We start from the raw sequence: 22,095 nt of genomic DNA on the forward strand, positions 1-22,095 counted from the left end.
AGAACCGGGCGGTCCATTGACCGCCGTCCAAGGAGACAAAAATGGCAGATCTGCTCAAGAAACCCTTTGGCGCGCGCGGCAAGGCTCATGACATCACCCCGGCCAGCGCTGGGTGGCGGTATGTCGGGTTTGGCCTTTACAACCTTCGGGCAGGCGATACGGCCACTGAGGCCACGGGGGATCGAGAGGTCATTCTGGTCATGGTTGAAGGCAAGGCGCAGATCACCAGTGCCGGGCGAGACTGGGGCGTTTTGGGCGACCGGATGAATGTATTCGAAAAGACGCCGCCGCATTGCCTGTACTTGCCCAATGGAACGGAATGGGAGGCCGTGGCCGAAACCGATTGCGTTATCGCCGTGTGTTCGGCCCCAGGGAAGGGCGGCCACGAAGCGCGCCGCATCGGACCCGATGGCATCACCCTGACCGAGCGCGGCAAGGGTGTGAACACCCGCTACATCAACAACATCGCGATGGAGGCTGAGGATTATGCCGACAGCCTGCTAGTGACCGAGGTGTTCACGCCAAGCGGCCATTGGTCGTCCTACCCCAGCCACCGCCATGACGAGGATGATTACCCCCGTATTACCTATCTGGAAGAAACCTATTACCACCGCCTCAACCCGGCCAATGGGTTTGGCATCCAACGCGTTTACACAGATGACGGCCAGTTGGATGAGACGATGGCGGTGTCCGATGGCGATGTTGTGACCGTCCCGCGTGGCCATCACCCTTGCGGTGCGCCCTATGGGTTTGAAATGTACTACCTTAACGTCATGGCCGGGCCTTTGCGGAAATGGCGCTTTGTTGCGGCCCCCGAGGTCGAGTGGATCATGGAGCGTGACGGATGACCCAAGACTTTGCCACCTACCCCAGCCTGAACGGAAAGACCGTCTTCATCACTGGTGGGGCAGGCGGCATCGGTGCAGAAACGGTCCGGGCCTTCGCGGCGCAAGGTGCCAAGGTCGGGATTCTGGATATTGACGCGGACGCAGGGCACGCGCTGCTGGCGGAGGTGGACGGCGAGCACGCCTTCGTCCAATGCGATCTGCGCGATATCGAGGCGTTGCGTATCGCGTTGGCGGAACTGACGGACGAGCTTGGTACGGCTCATGTGTTGGTCAACAATGCAGCGCATGACGACCGGCACGACTGGCGCGAGGTGACGCCGGGCTACTGGGACGAACGCATGGCGACCAATATCCGCCATATGTTTTTCGCCATCCAATCCGTCGCGCCCGCGATGATCCAACGCGGCGGTGGGTCCATCGTCAACATTGGCTCGAATTCCTGGTGGGAAGCGGGCGCTGGTTTCCCTGCCTATGCCACTGCGAAATCCGCCGTACATGGCCTGACCCGCACCATGGCACGTGAATTGGGGGATCACCGCATCCGCGTCAACACCGTGGTGCCCGGGTGGATCATGACCGATCGACAGAAAGACCTGTGGGTTACGCCAGAGGCTTTGGCCAAACAGGTCGATCGTCAATGCCTGCCCGATCCAATTGATCCGGTCTATGTCGCGCGGATGGTGGTGTTTCTGGCCTCAGATGATGCCGCCATGTGCAGTGCGGGAAATTTCATGGTCGAAGGCGGATCAATCTGAACGCCCACCTCCGGAGGTCTGGCATGTCCCAAACATTCCAACTGGCGGCCTGTGCCGAAATGCTCTGGCTGGATAAGCCAAGGGACTGGCGCGTTGCGCGCCTGACGGAAATGGGCTTCGGTGTGGGTCTGTGGAACTGGCCTGAGCTGGACCTTGGAAAACTCGAACGCATCGGTGCGAACTACACTATTATGAACGGTTATCTCGAGGGCCGTCTGGCCGATGATGTGGGTGCGGATTTGTTGCTCGAATCCGCGCGCGAAACAGCGCAGATCGGCAAGCGATTGGGTGTGGATCGTTTGAATCTGCACGGTACGGGATTAGGCGATGGCGGTATTCCTATCTGGCAGCACGAAACCGTCACCGGGAATATGTGGCTAAAGGCGCAGGACACGCTGAACCGCATCTGCGACTTGGCCGAAGAAGAGGGTGTGGTGTTTACGCTGGAAAACCTGAACCTGTTAGATCACCCCGGATGCCCCTTTGGTTCGACAGCGGATGTGTTGGCGCTGGTCTCAGCTATTGATCGCCCCCAATTGCGCATCAACCTCGACCTGTACCACACGCAAATCGGCGAGGGTGATCTGATCCGATGGTGCGAGAAGTGCTTGCCGTGGATTGGAGAAGTTCAAGTTGCCGATAACCCAGGCCGATGTGAACCCGGGAGCGGTGAAGTCAATTATGCCGCCGTTGCGCGGGCGTTGAACAATATGTGCTATCGTGGACCGGTCGGGATGGAGGCCTTCGCGGCAGGCGATCCGGATGACGCTCTTGAAGCCTTCCGAAGCGCCTTTACCCTCTGAAAGCTTATCTCTGCGGCGGAGCGCCAAAGGCGCGAATGACCGCGCGCGCGGCAACTTCAACCGGGTCGTGGGTCTCTTTCAGGATGGTCACACGGTCAAACCTGTCGGGGTCGCGGTTTACTGCCTCTCGTAAGGCAGCGCCAAAGGCCATGCGCAATTCGGTCCCGATGTTGAACTTGCAGATCGAGGTCTCGCGGGCGAGGCGCGCACGTTGCTCGAGCGGTACGCCTGAGCCGCCATGGATCACCAATGGTACCTCGGTCATGGTGTCGATCTTGCGGATACGGTCCTCGTCCAGACCGCCTTCCTTGTTCTGCTGCAGATGGACGTTGCCCACTGAAATGGCCATCGCATCGACACCGCTCTCACGCGCGAATTGCGCGGCCTCAGCCGGGTCTGTCCCGTTTGAGCCTTCTCCACCCGAGTAGCCAACGAATCCGATCTCACCCTCGCAGGAGATTCCAGCCGCATGGGCCATCTCGGCAATCGCAGCGGTCTCGTCGATATTTTGCTGCAATGGTTTGCGAGAGCCGTCGAACATCAGTGACGTAAACCCACTGTCCAAAGCGATCTTGCATTCTTCGAACGTATAGCCGTGGTCCAGATGGGCGACCACGGGGACCGAGGCATTCTCGGCGAGATGGCGGAACATCTTGCCCAGAATGGGCAGCGGCGTGTACTCGCGACAGCTGGGCCCGGCCTGCAGGATTACGGGGGCGTTTTCGGCCTCAGCCGCAGCCACATAGGCACGCATGTCTTCCCAGCCGAGGGTCACCAACCCTCCCACGGCATAGCCTTGTTCGTACGCTGGTTGCAGGACGTCTTTCAATGTGACGAGGGTCATTTGAACTTCGCGATCATGTCTTTGATGCCCGGGATCGTTTCGATCTGGTAGGCATGCGTTGGCTGGAAGTATTGCACCAAAGAACGCTGGCTGAGACCGCCGAGAATGGTGAAATAGTACATCTCGTACCCAGGCAGCACACAGCAGGGGTGATAGCCCTTGTCGATGCAGATCGTGGATCCGTCGACGATGTGATAGGCGTCGCCGGGCTCGTTATCTTCACGCTGCAACATCTGCAGTCCCGAGCCCCAGTTGGGCTTGAAGCGGAAATTATAGGTCTCGTCATGGCGAGACTCATCAGGAAGGCGGTTGGTGTCATGCTTGTGGCTGGGGAAACCGGACCAGCCGCCCTGACCAACAGTGAACAACTCGCTGACCAGTAGGCGCCCCACCTTGTCATGCTGCTTCTGGCCGAGGATGTGTTTGATCTTGCGGTGGGTTTTGGTGTCGTCGCTGCCATACTGAACAAGGTCGTGCTCGCGGACGTCGAATGGCTCGAGCACCTTGTCGTACTTGGCGCCAGCGATAAAAACTTCAGTCTCGTCTGAAACGCAAACCAATTGGGCCTTGGCACCGACAGGCACGTACACCCCTTCCGGTTCGCCATCCCACACGTCTTCACCCCGGTTGCCTAGCTTGGCGAATTGAACGCCTTCGACGTCAACATCGACGCTGCCGGTGGCGGGGACGATGCAGGTCTCGTAACCCGGCACTTGGTATTCGAACGCTTCGCCCTTTTTCAGTTTGACGATGTTGAAATAATTCAGCGGCACGGTCGGGTCTTCTGCATCGACGATGGGTTTGTTCTGATTGTCATAGGGTGCGATATGCATGGGAAACTCCTATGTGGTCGGGCCGGGATGTTCGGCAAGAAACGTATTCAGTTCCGGCGTTGTGGGCATGGCAGGCGCGCAACCGGGCTGCGACACTACGATCGAGGCACAGGCGGAACCGCGCATGACGGCGTCCTCCAGTGGGTGCCCCGCCGCGATTGAGGCCAGAAGCCCGGCCATGAAACTGTCACCTGCGCCGTTGGGTTTAACAGCGGTGACAGGGTAGATGCCGGTGTGGATCTCCTGACCGTCCGCCAGAGTGACCGCGCCTTTCTCACCCATCTTGTAGATGACGATGCGGCCCGGTTTCTCGGCCAATTCCTTGGCTTTGGCGAACCCTTTGTCGATGCTACCGGCCATGAACCCGAACTCTTCATCATTTCCAACGATCAGGTCGCTGGCCTCTCCGGCGCGGGACAGGACATCGGCGGCCACCTCGGGCGAGGGCCAACTGTAGGGACGGTAGTCGATATCGAAAATGATCGGCAGGCCAGCCGCGCGGGCGTTGTCGAAGGCACGGAACGTGGCACTGCGTGACGGCTCGGCTGCGAATACGGTTCCGGCTGAGATCACCGCCGAGAACGAGGTATAGTCGACCTTGTCCATATCCTCTTCGGTGACCTGAAAATCAACGGCACCGTTGCGATAGATGACGTTCTGGAAGTTTTTGATCCGGCTTTCGTAAACGGCCAGAGACATACGGTATTCGCCACCCAGAACGCGGATAAAGGATGTGTCCACGCCGTAATGCCGCAACCGGTTCAGGCAGAACCGCCCCACCGCATCATCCGAGACCGAAGTGATCAGCGACGCCTGACTGCCCAGCTTGACCAGACCGGCGCAAATATTCGCGGAAGACCCACCCAGATCGGCGTGAAACGTATCGGCATCCTCGCTTTTCACACCGACAGGGTCGGCGTACAGGTCCATTCCCGCACGCCCTAGCACGGCAAAGCGGTTTCCTTTGATACCGTCTATCAAAGCGCTCACGTCATATCCTCCGGCAAATTGGGGTCGGCAAAGTTTGGACCTTGCGTTGAATCGATTCACACGATACTGATTTTGCAACCGGTTGCAATAGTATGTTCGGAGCCGTGACAGATGCCTGAAATCGGAATTGGAATCGTAGGTGGCGGCTATATGGGCAAGGCCCATTCCGTTGCGATGTCGGCCGTGGGCGCCGTGTTCAACACGGCGCTGCGCCCGCGTCTTGAGATGATCTGTGCTTCGACCCCTGAAAGCGCCGAACGGTACCGGACTGCCTACGGGTTCAGGCGTGCGACCGAGGATTGGCGGGTGCTGGTCAACGACCCGGCGGTCGAGGCCGTAGTCATTGCCTCGCCGCAGGAAACGCATCGTCAAATCGCCGAGGCGGCCTTTGCGCTGGGAAAACCGGTGCTGTGCGAAAAGCCTCTGGGTGCGTCGATGGAGGATGGTGCCGCCATGGTCTCCGCGGCTGAGGCGGGGGGTGTCACCAACATGGTTGGCTTCAACTATGTTCGCACGCCAGCCACACAATACGCGCGCAAGCTGATCGCGGACGGCGAGTTGGGTGACATTACGTGGTTCCGTGGCGAACACACCGAGGATTTCTTTGCCGACCCCGAAGCTCCGGCGACATGGCGCACTACGGGAATGGCGAACGGAACCATAGGCGACCTTGCCCCTCATATGGTCAACGGAGCTTTGGCCTTGATGGGGCCGATCAAGGCCGTCATGGCCGAGGTGGAAACCGTTCACGAAACCCGCCCCGGCGGTAAGGTCACCAATGATGACCATGCCCAGATCATGTGCCGGTTCGAAAACGGCGCAATGGGCAATATCTATGTCAGCCGCATCTCGACCGGTCGCAAGATGGGCTATGCGTATGAGATTTCTGGCACCAAGGGCGCGCTTCGGTTCGATCAGGAGGATCAGAATGCTCTGTGGTTTTATCGCCGCGAAGGCCCCGAGGCGCAGCGCGGATTCACCAAGATCCTGACCGGCCCAGAACACCCGGATTACGAACAGTTCTGTCAGGGTCCCGGACACGGTACCGGATATCAGGACCAGATCATCATCGAAGCCAAGGATTTTCTTGAGGCGATTCATACCGGCCAACCGATCTGGCCCACCTTCCGCGACGGACATGAAGTCAACCGGGTGCTGGCCGCGGCATTGGCTTCGTCCGAGCGCCAATCATGGCAAGACATCCGCGATTACTGATCGCGAAACCGTTAAAACCTTAAGAGAGACCAAGACCATGGCAAAGCTGAGATGGGGTATGATCGGTGGAGGCGAAGGCAGCCAGATCGGGCCCGCCCACCGTCTGGGGGCATTGGCGGACGGGATGTTCGAATTCACTGCTGGCGCGCTGGATCACCGCCCCGACGTAGGCCGCGAATATGCGCAGCGACTGGGTGTCACCGCTGATCGCGCCTATGGCGACTGGCAGGAGATGCTGGCCGGTGAAAGGAACCGCGCAGACCGGGTTGATCTGGTGACGATTGCCACGCCCAATTCCACTCATTTCGAGATCGCCAAGGCTTTTCTGGAGGCCGGATTCAACGTGCTGTGCGAAAAGCCGATGACCATGACCGTGGAGGAGGGCGAAGAGATCGTTCGCGTCGCCGAAGCCTCGGGTAAAATCTGCGCGGTGAACTACTGCTATTCCGCCTATCCGATGGTGCGCCAGGCACGTGCGATGGTGCGGGCGGGCGACATTGGAAAGGTGCGTCTGGTCGTGACCAATTTCAGCCACGGCCATCATGGCGATGCCACCGATGCCGACAACCCGCGGGTGCGCTGGCGCTATGACCCGGCAATGGCTGGTGTCTCGGGCCAATTCGCCGATTGCGGCATCCACGCGCTGCACATGGCCAGCTTCATCTGCGACGATGAGGTGAAGACGCTGTCTGCCGACATGGCCTCGACCATCTCCAGCCGCGAGTTGGAGGACGATGCAATGGTCAACTTCCGAATGGAGGGCGGAACAGTGGGTCGTTTGTGGACCTCGTCCGTGGCAATCGGGCGACAGCATGGGTTCGACATTCAGGTGTTCGGTGAAACCGGCGGTCTGCGTTGGGCGTCCGAACAACCGAACCAGCTAATCTATACCCCCGTCGGTGGCCGTACGCAGATCATTGAAAAAGGAGAGGGCGGTCTGCACGACGAAGTGCAACGTCTATCCCGTGTGGCGATTGCGCACCCGGAAGGTTTCCCGCTCGCCGTCGCCAATATCTATTGCGACATGGCGGACGCGATCCGGGGAGAGGCGCGCGACGGCCTGCCCGGCGCGTCGGATGGCGTTCGATCCATTGCCGCCGTGCACGCGGCGGTCGCGTCGGGTAAAGAGGATGGCGCCTGGAAAGACGCGCGCCCGCCGATGTTCCGGTAATCAGGGGCGGGGCCGTAGCGTGCCCCGCTCAATCACCCGACAGGGGAATATCCGCGCTTCGGGATAGCGTCTCGGGTCCTTCAGCATCTCCTCAACCAGATCGACGGACGAGGTAATGATCTGCTTGATCGGCTGGTGGATCGTGGTCAGGTCGATGCTTTCCCAACGCGACATCTCCATGTCGTTCAGGCCGATGATGCCAATATCCTCGCCCGGTTTCAGCCCGTGGTCGCGAAGGGCTGACAGTGCCCCGATGGACAGGATATCGTCGCCGCAAAAATAGCCCCCAGCCGGGGTGCCCGACAGCAGTCGCAGCATCTCGCTGCGACCGGCTTCAAAGGAATAGTTGTCGGCGAAGGAGTGAGATACTTCGAGGCCGGAGTGCTTCTCGACCTCTTCCATGAAACCGCGATACCGGTCCATGGCCGAAGTTGCGTTCTGCGGCCCGCCCAGATACGCCACACGCCGATACTCGCGCGTCAGCAATTCGCGCGCCGCCATGCGCCCGCATTCGACGTTATCGATCCCCACGACATGAACCTCGGGGGACGTGGCTGAGCGTCCGAAGGTATGCACCACCGGTACGCCCGCATCGTGGAACGCCTTGGCAAAACTGGGCGGCAGGGTAGATGAGGCCACAATTGCGGCATCCACCGAATACTGCCGCAACATCCGAACCGAATTGGCGGGTTCGGTCTCGTCCGTCAGGTTAACGATAAGCGGTCGCAGCCCACGTTCCTGCAAAGCGCGGGTGAACTGGTCGAACACTTCCAGGAAAATCGGGTTGTGAAAGTTGTTCGAAATCAACCCGATCAGCTTGGTCCGTCCAGTGGTCAGCGAGGACGCCAGCGCGTTGGGGCTGTATCCCAGTTCTTTGGCGGCCTTTTCAACCTTGCTGCGGGTCTTGGCCGAAACCGATGCGCCCTCGGTAAAGGTCCGCGAAACGGCCGAGCGTGACACACCGGCAAGTGCGGCTACGTCTTTCAGGGTGACACTCATGACGAGCACCCGAGGAACGTGGGAGGGCTGTTAAGTGATGTCATGAGTGAAATACTATGCATCATTGTTCAAAACTTGCAATCGGTTGCAAGATCACGCCACGACCGTTGTCAGATTAGTGGCCGTTCAATGATAAAGAGGTGGATGGTGGGTGATGAGAGACTCGAACTCCCGACATCTTCGGTGTAAACGAAGCGCTCTACCAACTGAGCTAATCACCCGTGACGGTGCATGTAGCCAAGCCTGCGCGCGGGTGCAAGAGGGTCTGGCACAATTTCTTTGCTTCAGTACCAGATCATTCTGATATGAGTGCCGGCAGCCCCGGTGAAATCCGTTCATTTTCCGCAGGCTGCGCCCCCGGTCCTCGGGAAAGCTACTTGCGCGCCCCCCGCTGCCTCAGATATCCCCGAAGAGATTGCAACCTTCCAGACGGGAGAGCACATGATCCTGTCCCTTGCCCGCCGATTTGTCGTCGCGGCCGTGGTTTTGGGTACTTTGACGCTGGCTCCGGTTCGGGCCGGTGCGGTGGAAATATTGGTGTTCGCTGCAGCCAGCCTGAAGACCGCTTTGGATGAGATCACACCAGCTTTTGAGCGCCAGACTGGGCATGAAGTCACGGTGTCTTACGCGGCTTCGTCCGTGTTGGCGCGGCAGATTCAGTTGGGCGCTCCGGCGGATTTGTTCATTTCCGCCAATGTGGATTGGATGGATGTCCTGCAGGATCAGGGTTTGATGGACACGACCTCGCGAGTGGATCTGCTGGGCAATGGGCTGGTCCTGATCGGAGGGACTAATCAGGAGCAGATTGGTGTAGTTCAACCGGAGACCGACTTGTCCGCTGCACTGGATGACGGATATCTGGCAATGGCCTTGGTCGATGCTGTTCCGGCGGGTATTTACGGCAAGGCCGCATTGCAGAGCCTCGGTCTGTGGGGAGAAGTTCAGGACCAGGTTGCGCAAACCGACAATGTCCGTGCGGCGTTGGCATTGGTTGCGGCGGGGGCGGCACCGCTGGGGATTGTCTACCGTTCGGACGCGCAGGTCGAAAACCGGGTTCAGGTCGTGGCGTCTTTTTCATCGGATTTGCATCCGCCGATCATATACCCGGCAGCCGTGACTGAATCTGGTGCGCCCGAAGCGACGGCGTTTCTGGATTATCTTCAATCGGATGCGGCCCGAACAATCTTTTTAGAACAGGGCTTTGCCCTGCCGGATAGTTAACGCATGGGGTGGCTGGGGCCCGCTGAACTTGAGGCGCTGAAGCTGTCGCTGCGCGTGTCCTTCTGGGCCACGCTGGTGACCTTGCCCTTCGGTATCTTTGTAGCCTACGCGCTTGCAAGATGGCGGTTTCCCGGCAGGCAGTTACTGAACGGATTGGTGCATCTGCCGCTGATTCTACCGCCTGTTGTGACCGGGTATCTGCTGCTGCTGACTTTCGGCATTCAGGGTCCGCTGGGCAAGCTGCTGGCCGAGTTTGGGATCGTCGTGGCGTTTCGCTGGACCGGTGCGGCGCTGGCGGCGGGCATCATGGCCTTTCCTTTGATGGTTCGGGCCATTCGCCTGTCGATAGAGGCGGTAGACCCCAAACTGGAACAAGCCGGGGCAACACTGGGTGCGTCGCGTGTATTCGTTTTCGCCACCGTCACCCTTCCAATGATCCTGCCGGGTGTGATCGCCGGGGGTATCCTCGCCTTTGCTAAAGCAATGGGTGAGTTCGGAGCCACGATCACTTTCGTCTCGAACATTCCAGGTCAGACACAAACATTGCCCTCGGCAGTCTATGCGTTCCTGCAGGTGCCAGGAGGGGAGGGGGCCGCGACCCGGCTGGTTGTTGTCTCAATCATTGTCGCTATGGGGGCGCTATTGCTTTCGGAATATGTCGGTCGTCGTGCCGCGGCTAAGGTGTCTGGACTATGAGCCTGTCTGTCCGCTTGCAGCATGAATTGCCCGATCTCAAGCTGGATCTTAGCTTTGACGCACCTCCTGGCGTAACGGTTTTGTTTGGTCGGTCAGGGTCGGGCAAAACCACGGTAGTCAATGCAGTTGCGGGTCTGTTGCGGCCAAAGGCCGGGCGTATCGCCGTCAACGAGTGGGAACTGTTCAACACCGAAAAGAACCTCTGGCTGCCGCCACATCGTAGGCGTTTGGGCTATATCTTTCAGGAAGGCCGCCTGTTTCCGCATCTGACCGTGCGGCAGAATCTGGCCTATGGTCGTTGGTTCGCGCCAAGACGCGCGCGACGTGAAAACCCGCACAAAGTGATCGAGATGCTGGGCATCGGGCACTTGCTGGATCGCCGCCCTGCTGGTCTGTCGGGCGGAGAAAAACAGCGTGTTGCCATTGGTCGCGCGCTGTTGGCCAGCCCTCGGTTGATTTTGGCCGATGAGCCTTTGGCGGCACTGGATGACGCGCGCAAGTCTGAAATTCTGCCCTATTTCGAACAGCTGCGGGATGAAGTCTCGGTGCCCATTCTCTACGTCACCCATTCGGCGGCCGAGGTTGCGCGGCTGGCGACATCCGTGGTTGCGTTGCAGGAGGGAAAAGCGGTGCGGCACGGCCCGGCCTCCGAGGTGATGGCTGACCCGTCTGTGGCCCCCGCAGGGGTGCGGGCCGTGGGGGCGGTGCTGAATGTCCGCGTAAGGGAACACCATGCCGACGGATTGACCGAGCTGGAGGCCGGAGGGGCGCGCTTGTTCCTACCACGTATCCCGCATCGTGTCGGGGAAGAGTTGCGCATTCGCATTCCCGCGCAAGAGGTCATCCTGTCAAACAAAAGACCTGAAGGGTTGTCAGCCCTGAACATGCTGGAAGGTGCGGTGGATACGATCCGAGCTGGCGACGGGCCGGGTGCCATTGTCTCGGTAAAAACTCCGGCAGGACCGGTGCTGGCGCGCGTTACCCGCCGTTCGGTCGAGGCGCTGCGGTTGGAGCCAGGCAAGCCCTGTTTCGCGGTGATCAAGACAGTGGCCTTGGCACCGCAGGATGTCGGCGGCCGGGTGACCGCACCTTAGATCAGTGCCGAATACCCTGTGTTTTATTGGCGGAATTTCACAGCAGTTCTGGGAGGATATCCTGTTTTAGCTGTACCCCGACATAAAGCGGACAGTTGAAAGTTGCGGCCGGAAGGTCGCAAGCTTTACTCAACGAGTTTGCCCTCTATGATTCTGAGCAGGGTCAGAGTTTTAAGTTAAGGACTTTTTGCCATGCGGTTTTCCAAAGTTTTAGGCGTTGGTGTTCTGGCGTTACTGCCTGCACTGGCGCATGCGACCGGGTTCGGGATTGGGTTCGGTTTAAACCCCGCCTTTCGTGCGACGGTTACCCCGTTGAAAGATGGCACCTATCAGGTGGCAACGCACGGCTCGTCGGCGGCGATTGCATACTGGTGTGGCATCGGTGATTTCGCCATCCGCACCCTGCGCGTGCCGACAACCCAACGAATTTATGTCTCGCGAGCTTATGAAAAGCAGACCCGGACCGTGCAGTTTTCGATGACACCGCCCGAGGGCGCCGACACCTCTAAGAGTTATTCGATCACGGTCAGTCGCGTAGGTGAGAATATGTCGGCCAGCGGGGCAAGGAGCCACTGCTTCGACAATATTATGGATTTTGATTTCTAATCGCAGATCAAACCCATTTCGCCAATGGCGGCAGGCTCATCAGCACAGCATCTGGGTCGTGGCCGGTTTCCAGCCCGAACTTGGTGCCCCGATCATAAACCAGGTTGTATTCGGCATAGAGCCCCCGATGTACCAGCTGAGTGTTCTTATCGTCGTCGCTAAATCCCTGCACACGGCGTTTTTCAACCAGCGGTACGAAGGCTGGCAGAAAGGCGCGGCCGATGTCTTGCGTCAGCGCAAAATCAGTTGCCCAGTCACCGGTGCAGTAGTCATCCATGAAAATCCCGCCGACACCACGGGCGCGCTTGCGGTGCGGTATATAGAAATACTCGTCGGCCCATTCTTTCAGGCGCGGGTAATGCCCCGGCCCGTGCGGGTCCAGATGGGCCTTTTGCGTGCCGTGAAAATGAGCTGTGTCGGCTTCGTATTCGATGCAGGGGTTCAGGTCTGACCCGCCGCCGAACCACCACGCATGCGGAGTCCAGAACATGCGGGTGTTCATGTGCACCGCAGGAACATGGGGGTTCTGCATATGCGCGACCAGTGAAATGCCCGAGGCCCAGAATCGCGGGTCATCGGTCATGCCCGGAATACCCTTACGCGTAGCCATCGCCTGCTGCGCCCTTGCACCCAGCGTGCCGTAAACAGTTGAAATATTGACGCCTACCTTCTCGAACACGCGGCCGCCGCGCATCACCGACATCAACCCGCCGCCTGCGTCCGAACCATCTTCGGACTGCCGCGTGGTTTCTTTGACCTCGAATTTTCCGGGCCTGGCGTCTGAAAATGGTCCCTTATCGTGGCTGTCTTCCAGCGCTTCAAAAGTGACTACGATCTCGTCGCGCAATTGGCGAAACCAGGCGGAGGCGGTGGATTTTTCAGTGTCGAGCATAAGAATCAGTGTGCCGGTGCTGCAACGGGGTCCAGCAGGGTGCGGCCGCCGTCAATTGTCAGGATTTGCCCCGTGATGAATCCGGCTGCGTCCGAGGCGAGGAACTGCGCGGTTTCGGTTAGCTCGGTCGGGGCGGCAATCCGGGCCAGCGGTGTGTGTTTCTCGATATCGTCCCGGAAATCGCGGTTCTCTTTTAGAGTGGACTGTAGCGAAGCGCTCATCACCGAACCCAGAGCAATCGAGTTCACCCGGATGCGGTTCGGAGCCAGAGCCACAGCCAGCGAGCGTGTCATCTGGTCCAACGCTGCGGTTGACACGGAATAGGCCATCAGATCGGGGTGGGTGCGCCGCGCGGCAATCGAGGAGAGGTTGATGATTGAGCCGGCGACACTGTCTTCGTCGTCTCCAGCCTGTTTGATCATCCGTTTGGCCACGATCTGGCTCAGGCGCAGGGCGGGCATCAGGTTCTGATTCAACAGTGTGCGGACCGAGTCATCCTCGGGGTCCAGCGGGTCCGAAGGGATCACCTGCCGCGCGCCGTTTATCAGGATATCCACCTGGTCGAACGCATCGATGGTGGCCGAAAGCAGGTTGGCAATGGTCAGCTTTTCCCGCAGATCGCCGGCAAAGAAACGAATGTTGCTGTCATCAGCCTGTTCACCCAGTTCCTCAGCCAGCCGCTTTTCGTCTATGTCGGCAAACATGACGTTGGCACCCGCATCGGCAAAGTGACGCCCGATTGCCAAACCAACGCCAGTGGCACCGCCGGTCACGATTGCGGACTTGCCAGCTATGGAAAAGGACATGCTAATACTCCTGAGTTGCAGCGCAGGTTAGCCGGGATCACCGTCGAGGGCGAGAGGCATGAAAGACCTTGAACCGATTGTCGCCGGTCACTTCTTCGACCTGGGCAAAAGTGTCGGCCAGCGTGGTTTCATAGGGCAGATGGCGGTTGGCCACCAACCACAGTGCACCATTTCGGGTGAGGTTCTTAGCAGCCGAGGTGATGAAGCCTCGCCCCAGCGCCGGATCGGCATTGCGTGATGTGTGAAAGGGTGGGTTCATCACCACGGAATCTATGGGCTCGGACGCGCGCCATGTTACTGCGTCAGCCCAATGAAATTGCGCGCGGGGGTCGGATACATTGGCGCGGGCGCAGGTCAGGGCGGTGTGATCGGCCTCGACCAAATGCAACGATTTCAGCCCGGGGGCCTGCAGCAAGCCTGCCGAAAGAAATCCCCATCCGGCGCCCAGATCGGCGATGCGTGCACCCAGCTTGTCAGGCAATGCCGACAGCAACAGGGCCGAGGCCGGATCGACGCCATCGGCGGAAAAAACACCGGGCGCGGTTTGGAAGCCGTCAACGGTCTGATGCTCGGGCGCGGCCCAATCGACGAACGCCTTTGCATCCGATTGGAACCAAAAAATCTTGCCATGCGCCTTCGAGATTGGCCCCTCGATCGAAACGCGCTTGCGAATGTCTTTCAGTAGACTATCCACGCCATCGGTCTTGGCGCCGTCCACGACAATTGTGCCACTGGCAAGGGTGCAGGCCTGTTGAATCATCGAACGAGCCAATGCTTTGGCGCGCGGCAAGACTACGATTGCGTCGTTGCAAGGGCCTTGCGCTTCTGGGGTAACTGAGAATCCCAGATTGGCGAAATGGTCGTGAAAGGGTTTGAAGGGCTGCACGACCTGCGTCTCACGGGGCAAAGCTGACAAGTCACTGGTCAATGAAGGCCCAAGCACCGTTAGCGGTTGCGTCAGCGTCAGACCGCTTTGCAGGGCGAGATCAAGGCGAGGGGACATAAGCGATACTGGTCAGAGCGGCGCAGCCTTACTCTTCCCGTTCCATTGTGCATTGCAAGGGGTGCTGGTGCCTGCGGGCAAAGTCCATGACCTGACCCACTTTGGTTTCGGCTATCTCGTGGCTGAACACGCCAACGACTGCGACGCCTTTTTTGTGGACGGTCAGCATGATCTCGAATGCTTGCGCGTGGGTCATACCAAAGAAGCGCTCCAGCACGTGTACGACGAACTCCATCGGCGTGTAGTCGTCATTCAACAGCAGAACCTTGTACAGCGGCGGACGCTTGGTCTTGGGGCGCGTCTCAACCAGAACGGACGACTCGCCGTCGTCGTCGTCCGATTTGTCAGACATCATCCATTGGTGTTCAAGCATCGCGTCCTACTGTCCGATTCAGGCTTCGATTTATCTGAGCGCTTATATAACGTCGAACAGGCCAGAGAAAAGAGCCTGCAGGACGTATTCGACATGGGTCAGAACCTTAACACAATCGGTTTCGATGCGGATGATACTTTATGGCACAATGAGCGATTTTTTCAGCTCACGCAGGCCTATTTCACGGATTTGTTGGCCGATCATGCCGATCGGGACCACCTGTTGGAGCGCTTGTTGGAGGCCGAAAAGCGAAACATCCGGCACTACGGGTACGGAATCAAGGGCTTTACTCTGTCGATGATCGAAACCGCCATAGAAGTGACAGAGGACCGCGTTCCAGCCTCGGTCGTTCGTCAATTGATCGAAGCCGGGCAAGAGATGCTGGCCCACCCAATCGAACTTCTGCCTTTTGCGCGTGACGCAATTGAGAGCGTGGCGGCGACGCATCAAGTCGTGCTGATTACCAAGGGTGATCTGATTGATCAGGAGCGGAAACTGGCGCAGTCGGGCTTGGGTGAGTTGTTTGACGGGGTCGAGATCGTGTCTGAAAAAAGGCCGCAGACCTACCGGCAGATTTTTGATCAATACAAAGGTGGTCCTGCCGCCGCGATGATGGTCGGTAATTCAATGCGCTCGGATGTGGTGGCACCAATTCAGGCAGGGTGCTGGGGCGTGTATGTGCCGCACGGGCTGGTCTGGGAAGTCGAGAAAGCTGAGAAGCCATCTGATAACCCGCGATTCCACGAATTGCAGAATTTGGGTCAGCTTGCAGAGCTTGTTCATGAACTGAGCTGATGTTGCTGATTGGTCTCAGTTGCGAAAAAAACAGTGTTGGGCGGCGACAAATTCTGGTCATTTTCATTGATTTGGTGGGGTTCTGGTCGTGCTCGGCCACATGTAGTGTGGGTCGTCCGGCTTAACAAACCGTGAATTTATGAGCTTTTTGTTTATTTCACCGGACCCCTGTGTTAGCCTGATCGCTAATAAAATAATTTTTTAGCTGACCGGGAAAACCCGGCGGCGTGAGGTAGACAGAGGCAAAGATCGTGCAGGTTCGGCGGACAGTTCCGGCCCGAATGGGCTTATTTCTTATAGCATGCTTGTGGCTGCTCTCGTTTGCGCCATTGCAAGGGGTTGCAGCGCCTTATGCGGCGATGGTGATCGACGCACGCACCGGCGAGGTGCTGCATTCGCGCAACGCTGATACGCGGTTGCATCCGGCTTCTCTGACCAAAATGATGACGCTCTACATCGCGTTCGAAGCGGTGCGGAATGGAGAGATCGAATTGGATACGCCGGTTCGCATCACTAAAAAAGCAGCGTCCGAACCGCCCTCGAAGCTAGGTCTTCGTACGGGCCAAACTATCGCGTTCCGCTATCTGATCCGTGCGGCTGCGGTTAAGTCGGCAAATGATGCCGCCACCGCCATCGGCATTGCGATCAGTGGCTCCGAGGCCGCTTTTGCGCGCCGCATGACCCGCACCGCCAAGGCGATGGGCATGAGCCGGACGACCTTTAAAAACGCGCATGGCCTGACAGAATCGGGCCACCTGTCCACCGCGCGCGACATGACCACACTGGGTCGCCACCTACTTTATGATTACCCGCAGTACTATAACCTGTTCTCGCGTCAATCGACCCATGCGGGGATCAAAACGGTTCCTAACACAAACCGCCGTTTGCTGGCTGCCTATAAGGGCGCAGACGGAATCAAGACCGGCTACACCCGTGCTGCGGGATTCAATCTGGTTGCCTCGGCCAAGCGCAAAGATGAACGCATTATTGCTACCGTCTTTGGTGGTAAGTCCGGCGCATCCCGCAACGCCAAAGTGGCTGAACTGTTGGATATGGGTTTTCGTCGTGCCCCGTCACGCGCGCCAATTCGTAAACCAGCTCGCCCGGCCTATGCTGGCAATGTCGGTTTGGGGGCAACGGTTGCTGCCCTGACCGGAGCGCCGAACTCGAGCCTACGCCCTGTGTTGCGACCGGGGCCGGGGGCTGCGGTGCAGGTTGCAGGCACTGTAGCCGCAACCGCTGCCAAAAACGGCGCGCGTATTCAGAATGGTATCGCGGCTGCGATCGCAGCTGCGGATATCAAGGCGCCGGCCGACGACACGACACGTCCCACCTCGCGCCCGGACGATTTGGTTTTGGCTTCAACCGACCCGATCATCGAGCCTGAGCCCGAACAGGAAATCGTCACACGCTTGTCTACATCGGGGGGGCATCTGTGGGGCGTCAACGTGGGCCGCTACACCACCCGATACGAGGCCGAGAAAGTTCTGCTGAAAACTGCCCTGTCGGAGATGACCACTCTGGAAGGTACGCTGCGCAAAGTGAACCAAAGCTCGCGCGGTTTCGAAGCGACATTCCAAGGCATGACCCGCGAACAGGCTGATCTGGCTTGCCGCAGGCTTCAGGCCCGGAATGTCACCTGTTTCATGATCGGACCATCATAAGATCCGACATGTTTTCTCCTGGATGGGTCTGGGCTGCGAGGAAACTCGCAGCCCTTTTTTCACTTTGGTCTAGTCGAAAACGTGGCCGTGCTGGTATTGCTCATCCTGCCCGGCGGCCGCTGTCAGGGCCGCCACGTTGTCTTTGGTGAAGAAACCGTCAAAGTGATGACAACGCTCGATATACTCAGTGATAAGCAGCGTGTGCTTTGAGTGTTTCGAGAAAATCTGCTTCAGGTTAGGGTCATCTTTGCACTCGCCGACGACATGGGCCAGGAACGGCACACCCTTGTCCTTAAGCGTATTGACTACGAAATCGACGTTCTTTTCGCCGGCATTGTGATCGCCATCCTGAACTTCGACGGCCATGTGATGCAGGCGGCGGCCGAAATTCCGGACGAAGTCTTCGGTGGGCATGGGCAGTTGCTCGAAGGAATTTACAAACGAGGGCGTGTTATTCGCGGTAAACACCTTGGCCGGGGATTTCTTGTCATCATCCACATCCGCGTTTCGGTTCACGTTGGTCGAGGAATTCATGTCGAAGATGTTATACGCCCCCCAGAAATAATAGGGCACCATGGTCAGGAACTCGAGGATCGCATCTTCACGCTCACCGGCCAGAATGCGTGTGGCCAGGTGGTCGATCCCCAGCATCAGCGGGGCGATCTTGCTATCCGTGCCGAAGGCGGCGGCCTGATCCAATTGCGCTTGTTCCGCATCGCTCAGCAGGATGCGGTCGCCCAGGCTCAGACTGTCAGGGTCGTTGAAATCCAGTGTTGAATATCCGACCCGGTTGCAGGTGAAGTCCGACGGTGTGGTGAACCTGAATCCGTCGAGTGTGTAAAACGGGTTTTCAGTGTCGCCGCTATATTCAAAGCGGATATTCTGATCTTCCAAGGTTTTGGTCAGAGTTTTTAAATCCTCGGCACCATAAATCTCTCCGACATAGCGGGTCTGCGGGGTGTTCCGTGCCAGCGGGTACATCCGGTTGATGCGGGGGATAAAGTCCTCAAAGCTGGGGCTCAGCGGAGCCATAACGATCATGGCCGGGTAATCGGAATGCGAATGCAGGACCGAGAATTTGTGGGTCTGTCCCAGATAGGTTGCCGTGTGGCGGTAGGGGGTCATCACATACAGCTCGATCAGCGTATCGAACAGCGCCGTAGTTTCGACCTGCAGGACAATCGCACGCATTGCGCCCACCTGATCGGCGATCCCCGAATTTGTGCGGCGTTCGTAGATCTTCGGCAGGTATTCTTGAAAGAAATCCGAGTTCTTCTTGTCGCCCCGGGGTTCATAAGACATCAAATCGAAAGACATAAATTTCCCTCCTTGCGCAGACCCGGCGCTACCCGGACGTGGCCTTGCTTGGATTTCCAATAATCAGAACATGCACTTGCAGGCATGCTAGGGCCTGAAATCCGAGTGGGCAACAGTAAGAGGGTGTGCTGCAGGTCTTACGCCTGCGTGACTATCGGATGAATTTTGTCACTTCGGCCCCGCCTGCGATCAGGTTTTCGCGTACCGATCGGGCGATCTGTACCGCGGTCGGGCCATCCCCGTGCAGGCAGATCGTGTCAATCGAGGTTTCCAGTCGTTTGCCGGATTCAGTGATGATGGCCCCTTCGCGAACCATGTTCAGAATGCGCGAGCCGGCAAGTTCGGGATCATGGATGACAGCGCCGGGCAGGCTGCGATCCACCAGCGTACCGTCATCATTGTAAGCGCGGTCCGCAAAGATCTCTCCGACCCATTTGCAGTCCAAATCGCGAACCGCTTCTTCCTGTTTGGTGACAGCGAGCACCATAATGATAATGTCCGGATCCACATCCAGCGCGCCTTGGTAGCAGGCCCGGGCCATGTCGATATCGACCGAGCACATATTGGCCAGCGCCCCGTGCAGTTTCAGATGCCGGACCTTGGTGCCGACGGCCTTAGCCACACCCATAGCCGCGCCAAGCTGATAGCGAACCAGATTGCGCAGCGAGGCGTGGGGCACCTTCATATTGCGGCGGCCAAAGCCCTGAAGGTCGGGAAAGCCGGGATGCGCGCCGATGCCCACGCCGTTTTCGGCGGCCAGCGCCATAGTCTTCGCCATAACGTCCGGGTCGCCTGCGTGAAAGCCGCAGGCGATATTGGCCGAAGTGATGATTTTCAGCAGGCTTTCGTCATCACCCATCTTCCAGGGGCCAAAGCTCTCTCCCATATCGGCATTCAGATCGACATTAGGCATCGGCAATACTCCTTACTCAGTGGCAGAGATCATTCCGCCGATCAATTGGTAGGACAGCAAGTCCGGGATATCATGCGGATCGCGGACCAAAGGTTCAATCAGTGCGCCCAGCCGCGCCAAATCTGACTGATACTTTGCGTGCAGGGCAACGGCTTCATCCATAGTCACGAATTCGAATTGTACCTGCCCGCCCGCGGGGGTTTGCGCTGCGCGCGGCAAATCACAGGGCAGGACGGTGGCAATACGGGGGTATCCTCCGGTCGTCTGACATTCGGGCAGCAGGATAAAGGGGTTCCCGGTACCGGTCATTTGAATGTCGCCAGGGGTAATCACCTCGGACAAGATGTTCAGCTGGCCTTTCGCGGTAAAGCCCTCGCCATCGCTGTCCAACTGCATCCCCATCCGGTTTGCTCGCGCCCCGCGACTAAACGTGGTCTGGGTAAAGCGGTCCAGCGTTTCCTGATTGAAAAGGGGGGTCTGAAAGCTGGCCAGCACGCGCAAGGTGCCTCCGGCAAACCGGTCGTTAAGTCGCAACTTCATACCGGCGCTTCCCGAGTGCAAACTGGTCGGCAGTATATCCCCTGCTTGTATTGCGCGCCCAACGTTTGCTGTGAGGTGCGTTGAGCGAGACCCGAGAAACACTGTCGTATCAATCCCCCCGCCTATGTGCAGATAGCCATAGTTGCCGTGCTTCGCGGCCCCGATCATCAGTTGCTGGCCGGCCTCCATAGAATATGCGGCATTCCAGACAATCGGGGTACCATCAATGCTCGCTTGCATGGGCGCACCAGTGAGGGCGATGCAGATCTGCTGAGTGGATTCGAAAGTTCCCCCCATCCCCGCCATTTCCAGTGCCGCGCAGTCTGGGCTCTGCCCCAGTAGAGCGGCCCCTTCGTAGAGCGCCAATAGATCTGCCGCCCCTGAACGCGAAAGACCTTGATCCAGATACCCTGTCCGTCCCCGATCCTGTACAGTACAGGCCGGACCTATCGAGTGGACCTTCAGGCTCATGCCGGGATCTCCTCACAGGTAGCGCCGCCTGAACCATCATTGGTCGATTGGACGCTCTCCAGTTCTTCGCGTGTTACGGAAAGGAACTGCATCTCATCGCCGGGACGCAGGGCAAAGCTCTGCTCGGCTTCCGGACGAAAACAGCGAAACGCGGTTTGGCCCACATGCCGCCACCCGGTCGGGGTCGGCCCGGAGAACAGCACAAATTGCGAGATCGCCAAAACCAGTGCGCCTTCCGGTACCATCGGTGTCAGTTCCTTGAGGCGCGGGATGTTGAATTCTGGCCCCAGTGGTCCGAGATACGGCTGTCCGGGCGCAAACCCGATGGTCAGAACGCGAACACGGGTTTCGCTCAGTCGCTTTATGGCTTCGGTAGGAGACAACCCGGCAGCAGCCGCAGCTTCATCTAGCTGGGGCGCAAGGTCTCCACCGTATACGGTTGGCACCTGCCACAAGTGCCGCCCTGCGGGCAGAGCGGCCTGATACCAGTCCTGCTGATGCAAAACCTGTCCCACCTGCCTCCGCATTTCGAGATGGGGCAGGACCAAGGGATCAAACCGGATGTAGGTTGAAGCCAGCGAGGCCGATGTCTCGATCACTCCATCCCATCTCAGAGTGTCGATAGCATTGCGAAACGCCAGCGCCGCCCGGTTCGAGGGTTCTGCCATGGTGTCGGCGAACGAGACCAGCAATCCGTCCAGGCCAACCGTTCGAATGCAAGGAAATGCAGAAGCGTGCGTAGGTTTCATTTTGATTATGGGCTCGGGCATGTCGTTGTGGCGAGGTGACCGTATCCGAGACCGATGCGCAAGACCCGGTATGTGTCCTTTGTCTTTTTCATCCTTCCCGAGCGCGGTGAGTCGGGAATTTTGGCCGGAATCTGAATCGGTTTGAGTGATCCGACTCGGTGCTGTCTTGTGGCTGTGATTGGTAGACTCACTATATCTAGGGTGGGCGCCGAGTCGAACGTCTGCTGGCGGATCGGGTCACGCTGAGTTCCGCGAAGATATGCGGCGAAATGCAGTGATCGAAAACGAATTAAGTGAATGTAAAATATAGATAAAACAGAAAATCGCAAAAAAAACGCGCAAGATGTAATTTTCTGCTTGCGGAGGTTTGTAGTAAACCTTAGAACCCCCTTCACCGGCGCTGCTGAGGCGGTGCTGACGGGTCGGAGAGACGGCCAGACGGACTGGAAAGACGGTTGAGACGCTCAGGAGAGACTGGGGGCATCTTAGGGACTGAG

The 22,095-nt window shown here is 58.4% G+C and carries 23 protein-coding genes and 1 tRNA gene; 11 read left to right on the top strand and 13 right to left on the bottom strand.

Features of this window, described 5'->3' with window-relative positions:
- The first annotated feature begins 41 nt into the window (after positions 1-41).
- Genes iolB through ABLN94_RS13330 form a run of 3 tightly spaced genes read left to right on the top strand, consistent with a single transcriptional unit; the run spans position 42 to position 2,406 of the window.
- Positions 42-848 (top strand): 5-deoxy-glucuronate isomerase, encoded by an 807-nt coding sequence (gene iolB / locus ABLN94_RS13320; RefSeq protein ID WP_352993034.1) that lies wholly within the window; start codon positions 42-44, stop codon positions 846-848.
- Positions 845-1,603: an SDR family NAD(P)-dependent oxidoreductase gene (locus tag ABLN94_RS13325; RefSeq protein WP_352993036.1), complete on the top strand. Its 759-nt coding sequence runs from the start codon at positions 845-847 to the stop codon at positions 1,601-1,603. Before iolB ends, ABLN94_RS13325 begins: the two co-directional genes overlap by 4 nt.
- 23 nt (positions 1,604-1,626) lie before the next feature.
- Positions 1,627-2,406: a TIM barrel protein gene (locus ABLN94_RS13330; RefSeq protein ID WP_352993038.1), complete on the top strand. Its 780-nt coding sequence runs from the start codon at positions 1,627-1,629 to the stop codon at positions 2,404-2,406.
- Positions 2,407-2,410: 4 nt separating this feature from the next.
- Here ABLN94_RS13330 and ABLN94_RS13335 read toward each other — a convergent pair whose 3' ends face one another.
- Genes ABLN94_RS13335 through iolC form a run of 3 tightly spaced genes read right to left on the bottom strand, consistent with a single transcriptional unit; the run spans position 2,411 to position 5,073 of the window.
- A complete protein-coding gene (locus ABLN94_RS13335; protein ID WP_352993040.1) occupies positions 2,411-3,250 on the bottom strand; it encodes a class II fructose-bisphosphate aldolase in 840 nt (279 codons plus the stop codon).
- Positions 3,247-4,083, bottom strand: a complete 837-nt coding sequence (locus ABLN94_RS13340) for a 5-deoxy-glucuronate isomerase (RefSeq protein ID WP_352993042.1) — start codon at positions 4,081-4,083, stop codon at positions 3,247-3,249. Before ABLN94_RS13340 ends, ABLN94_RS13335 begins: the two co-directional genes overlap by 4 nt.
- A gap of 9 nt (positions 4,084-4,092) precedes the next feature.
- Complete coding sequence (gene iolC, locus ABLN94_RS13345; protein WP_352993044.1) at positions 4,093-5,073, bottom strand: 5-dehydro-2-deoxygluconokinase; 981 nt, start codon at positions 5,071-5,073, stop codon at positions 4,093-4,095.
- A gap of 111 nt (positions 5,074-5,184) precedes the next feature.
- Between iolC and ABLN94_RS13350 the strand changes: the two genes are divergently transcribed.
- Together ABLN94_RS13350 and ABLN94_RS13355 are read left to right on the top strand one after the other, a co-directional pair.
- The gene (locus tag ABLN94_RS13350; protein ID WP_352993046.1) at positions 5,185-6,288 is read left to right on the top strand and encodes a Gfo/Idh/MocA family protein; all 1,104 of its coding nucleotides are present in this window, start codon (positions 5,185-5,187) and stop codon (positions 6,286-6,288) included.
- 37 nt (positions 6,289-6,325) lie between these two features.
- Positions 6,326-7,459 carry a Gfo/Idh/MocA family protein gene (locus ABLN94_RS13355; RefSeq protein ID WP_352993048.1) on the top strand — a complete coding sequence of 378 codons (1,134 nt, stop codon included), beginning with the start codon at positions 6,326-6,328 and terminating at the stop codon, positions 7,457-7,459.
- On the opposite strand, the gene ABLN94_RS13360 is transcribed toward ABLN94_RS13355, so the two are convergent.
- Together ABLN94_RS13360 and ABLN94_RS13365 are read right to left on the bottom strand one after the other, a co-directional pair.
- The gene (locus tag ABLN94_RS13360; RefSeq protein WP_352993050.1) at positions 7,460-8,458 is read right to left on the bottom strand and encodes a LacI family DNA-binding transcriptional regulator; all 999 of its coding nucleotides are present in this window, start codon (positions 8,456-8,458) and stop codon (positions 7,460-7,462) included.
- Between the two features lie 145 nt (positions 8,459-8,603).
- Positions 8,604-8,679, bottom strand: a tRNA-Val gene (locus ABLN94_RS13365).
- A gap of 220 nt (positions 8,680-8,899) precedes the next feature.
- On the opposite strand from ABLN94_RS13365, the gene modA reads away from it, so the two are divergent.
- The 4 genes from modA (at position 8,900) to ABLN94_RS13385 (ending at position 12,075) form a co-directional block, all read left to right on the top strand.
- A complete protein-coding gene (gene modA / locus ABLN94_RS13370; RefSeq protein ID WP_352993052.1) occupies positions 8,900-9,679 on the top strand; it encodes a molybdate ABC transporter substrate-binding protein in 780 nt (259 codons plus the stop codon).
- A gap of 3 nt (positions 9,680-9,682) precedes the next feature.
- Positions 9,683-10,375: a molybdate ABC transporter permease subunit gene (gene modB, locus ABLN94_RS13375; RefSeq protein WP_352993054.1), complete on the top strand. Its 693-nt coding sequence runs from the start codon at positions 9,683-9,685 to the stop codon at positions 10,373-10,375.
- The gene (modC, locus tag ABLN94_RS13380) at positions 10,372-11,469 is read left to right on the top strand and encodes a molybdenum ABC transporter ATP-binding protein (RefSeq protein ID WP_352993055.1); all 1,098 of its coding nucleotides are present in this window, start codon (positions 10,372-10,374) and stop codon (positions 11,467-11,469) included. The genes modB and modC overlap by 4 nt, the downstream gene beginning before the upstream one ends.
- A gap of 192 nt (positions 11,470-11,661) precedes the next feature.
- A complete protein-coding gene (locus ABLN94_RS13385; protein ID WP_352993057.1) occupies positions 11,662-12,075 on the top strand; it encodes a hypothetical protein in 414 nt (137 codons plus the stop codon).
- Positions 12,076-12,082: 7 nt separating this feature from the next.
- Here ABLN94_RS13385 and hemF read toward each other — a convergent pair whose 3' ends face one another.
- Genes hemF through clpS form a run of 4 tightly spaced genes read right to left on the bottom strand, consistent with a single transcriptional unit; the run spans position 12,083 to position 15,149 of the window.
- A complete protein-coding gene (gene hemF, locus ABLN94_RS13390) occupies positions 12,083-12,967 on the bottom strand; it encodes an oxygen-dependent coproporphyrinogen oxidase (protein ID WP_352993059.1) in 885 nt (294 codons plus the stop codon).
- Between the two features lie 5 nt (positions 12,968-12,972).
- Positions 12,973-13,773 carry an SDR family NAD(P)-dependent oxidoreductase gene (locus ABLN94_RS13395; RefSeq protein WP_352993060.1) on the bottom strand — a complete coding sequence of 267 codons (801 nt, stop codon included), beginning with the start codon at positions 13,771-13,773 and terminating at the stop codon, positions 12,973-12,975.
- A gap of 37 nt (positions 13,774-13,810) precedes the next feature.
- Entirely contained in the window at positions 13,811-14,776 is a 966-nt protein-coding gene (locus ABLN94_RS13400; RefSeq protein ID WP_352993062.1) for a class I SAM-dependent methyltransferase, read from the bottom strand.
- A gap of 28 nt (positions 14,777-14,804) precedes the next feature.
- Entirely contained in the window at positions 14,805-15,149 is a 345-nt protein-coding gene (clpS, locus tag ABLN94_RS13405; protein ID WP_352993063.1) for an ATP-dependent Clp protease adapter ClpS, read from the bottom strand.
- Between the two features lie 93 nt (positions 15,150-15,242).
- Between clpS and ABLN94_RS13410 the strand changes: the two genes are divergently transcribed.
- Positions 15,243-15,944, top strand: a complete 702-nt coding sequence (locus ABLN94_RS13410; RefSeq protein WP_352993065.1) for an HAD family hydrolase — start codon at positions 15,243-15,245, stop codon at positions 15,942-15,944.
- 281 nt (positions 15,945-16,225) lie between these two features.
- Positions 16,226-17,608 carry a D-alanyl-D-alanine carboxypeptidase family protein gene (locus ABLN94_RS13415; protein ID WP_352993067.1) on the top strand — a complete coding sequence of 461 codons (1,383 nt, stop codon included), beginning with the start codon at positions 16,226-16,228 and terminating at the stop codon, positions 17,606-17,608.
- Positions 17,609-17,677: 69 nt separating this feature from the next.
- Here ABLN94_RS13415 and ABLN94_RS13420 read toward each other — a convergent pair whose 3' ends face one another.
- The 4 genes from ABLN94_RS13420 to ABLN94_RS13435 all read right to left on the bottom strand — a co-directional run bounded on the left by ABLN94_RS13420 (position 17,678) and on the right by ABLN94_RS13435 (position 21,598).
- Entirely contained in the window at positions 17,678-18,925 is a 1,248-nt protein-coding gene (locus tag ABLN94_RS13420; protein WP_352993068.1) for a hypothetical protein, read from the bottom strand.
- A gap of 151 nt (positions 18,926-19,076) precedes the next feature.
- Complete coding sequence (locus ABLN94_RS13425; RefSeq protein ID WP_352993070.1) at positions 19,077-19,838, bottom strand: LamB/YcsF family protein; 762 nt, start codon at positions 19,836-19,838, stop codon at positions 19,077-19,079.
- Positions 19,839-19,850: 12 nt separating this feature from the next.
- Positions 19,851-20,849 (bottom strand): biotin-dependent carboxyltransferase family protein, encoded by a 999-nt coding sequence (locus tag ABLN94_RS13430; RefSeq protein ID WP_352993072.1) that lies wholly within the window; start codon positions 20,847-20,849, stop codon positions 19,851-19,853.
- The gene (locus tag ABLN94_RS13435; RefSeq protein WP_352993074.1) at positions 20,846-21,598 is read right to left on the bottom strand and encodes a 5-oxoprolinase subunit B family protein; all 753 of its coding nucleotides are present in this window, start codon (positions 21,596-21,598) and stop codon (positions 20,846-20,848) included. Before ABLN94_RS13435 ends, ABLN94_RS13430 begins: the two co-directional genes overlap by 4 nt.
- Between the last annotated feature and the right edge of the window lie 497 nt (positions 21,599-22,095).

The sequence above is a fragment of the Ruegeria sp. SCP11 genome (genome assembly GCF_040329455.1).
GTDB classification, from domain to species: Bacteria; Pseudomonadota; Alphaproteobacteria; order Rhodobacterales; family Rhodobacteraceae; genus Ruegeria; species Ruegeria atlantica_E.

Excerpts from the sequence above, each read along its gene's own strand:
- iolB (WP_352993034.1), top strand. The coding sequence starts at position 42 with ATGGCAGATCTGCTCAAGAAACCCTTTGGCGCGCGCGGCAAGGCTCAT.
- ABLN94_RS13325 (WP_352993036.1), top strand. The coding sequence starts at position 845 with ATGACCCAAGACTTTGCCACCTACCCCAGCCTGAACGGAAAGACCGTC.
- ABLN94_RS13330 (WP_352993038.1), top strand. The coding sequence starts at position 1,627 with ATGTCCCAAACATTCCAACTGGCGGCCTGTGCCGAAATGCTCTGGCTG.
- ABLN94_RS13335 (WP_352993040.1), bottom strand. The coding sequence starts at position 3,250 with ATGACCCTCGTCACATTGAAAGACGTCCTGCAACCAGCGTACGAACAA.
- ABLN94_RS13340 (WP_352993042.1), bottom strand. The coding sequence starts at position 4,083 with ATGCATATCGCACCCTATGACAATCAGAACAAACCCATCGTCGATGCA.
- ABLN94_RS13350 (WP_352993046.1), top strand. The coding sequence starts at position 5,185 with ATGCCTGAAATCGGAATTGGAATCGTAGGTGGCGGCTATATGGGCAAG.
- ABLN94_RS13355 (WP_352993048.1), top strand. The coding sequence starts at position 6,326 with ATGGCAAAGCTGAGATGGGGTATGATCGGTGGAGGCGAAGGCAGCCAG.
- ABLN94_RS13360 (WP_352993050.1), bottom strand. The coding sequence starts at position 8,458 with ATGAGTGTCACCCTGAAAGACGTAGCCGCACTTGCCGGTGTGTCACGC.
- modA (WP_352993052.1), top strand. The coding sequence starts at position 8,900 with ATGATCCTGTCCCTTGCCCGCCGATTTGTCGTCGCGGCCGTGGTTTTG.
- modB (WP_352993054.1), top strand. The coding sequence starts at position 9,683 with ATGGGGTGGCTGGGGCCCGCTGAACTTGAGGCGCTGAAGCTGTCGCTG.
- modC (WP_352993055.1), top strand. The coding sequence starts at position 10,372 with ATGAGCCTGTCTGTCCGCTTGCAGCATGAATTGCCCGATCTCAAGCTG.
- ABLN94_RS13385 (WP_352993057.1), top strand. The coding sequence starts at position 11,662 with ATGCGGTTTTCCAAAGTTTTAGGCGTTGGTGTTCTGGCGTTACTGCCT.
- hemF (WP_352993059.1), bottom strand. The coding sequence starts at position 12,967 with ATGCTCGACACTGAAAAATCCACCGCCTCCGCCTGGTTTCGCCAATTG.
- ABLN94_RS13395 (WP_352993060.1), bottom strand. The coding sequence starts at position 13,773 with ATGTCCTTTTCCATAGCTGGCAAGTCCGCAATCGTGACCGGCGGTGCC.
- ABLN94_RS13400 (WP_352993062.1), bottom strand. The coding sequence starts at position 14,776 with ATGTCCCCTCGCCTTGATCTCGCCCTGCAAAGCGGTCTGACGCTGACG.
- clpS (WP_352993063.1), bottom strand. The coding sequence starts at position 15,149 with ATGCTTGAACACCAATGGATGATGTCTGACAAATCGGACGACGACGAC.
- ABLN94_RS13410 (WP_352993065.1), top strand. The coding sequence starts at position 15,243 with ATGGGTCAGAACCTTAACACAATCGGTTTCGATGCGGATGATACTTTA.
- ABLN94_RS13415 (WP_352993067.1), top strand. The coding sequence starts at position 16,226 with ATGGGCTTATTTCTTATAGCATGCTTGTGGCTGCTCTCGTTTGCGCCA.
- ABLN94_RS13420 (WP_352993068.1), bottom strand. The coding sequence starts at position 18,925 with ATGTCTTTCGATTTGATGTCTTATGAACCCCGGGGCGACAAGAAGAAC.
- ABLN94_RS13425 (WP_352993070.1), bottom strand. The coding sequence starts at position 19,838 with ATGCCTAATGTCGATCTGAATGCCGATATGGGAGAGAGCTTTGGCCCC.
- ABLN94_RS13430 (WP_352993072.1), bottom strand. The coding sequence starts at position 20,849 with ATGAGCCTGAAGGTCCACTCGATAGGTCCGGCCTGTACTGTACAGGAT.
- ABLN94_RS13435 (WP_352993074.1), bottom strand. The coding sequence starts at position 21,598 with ATGAAACCTACGCACGCTTCTGCATTTCCTTGCATTCGAACGGTTGGC.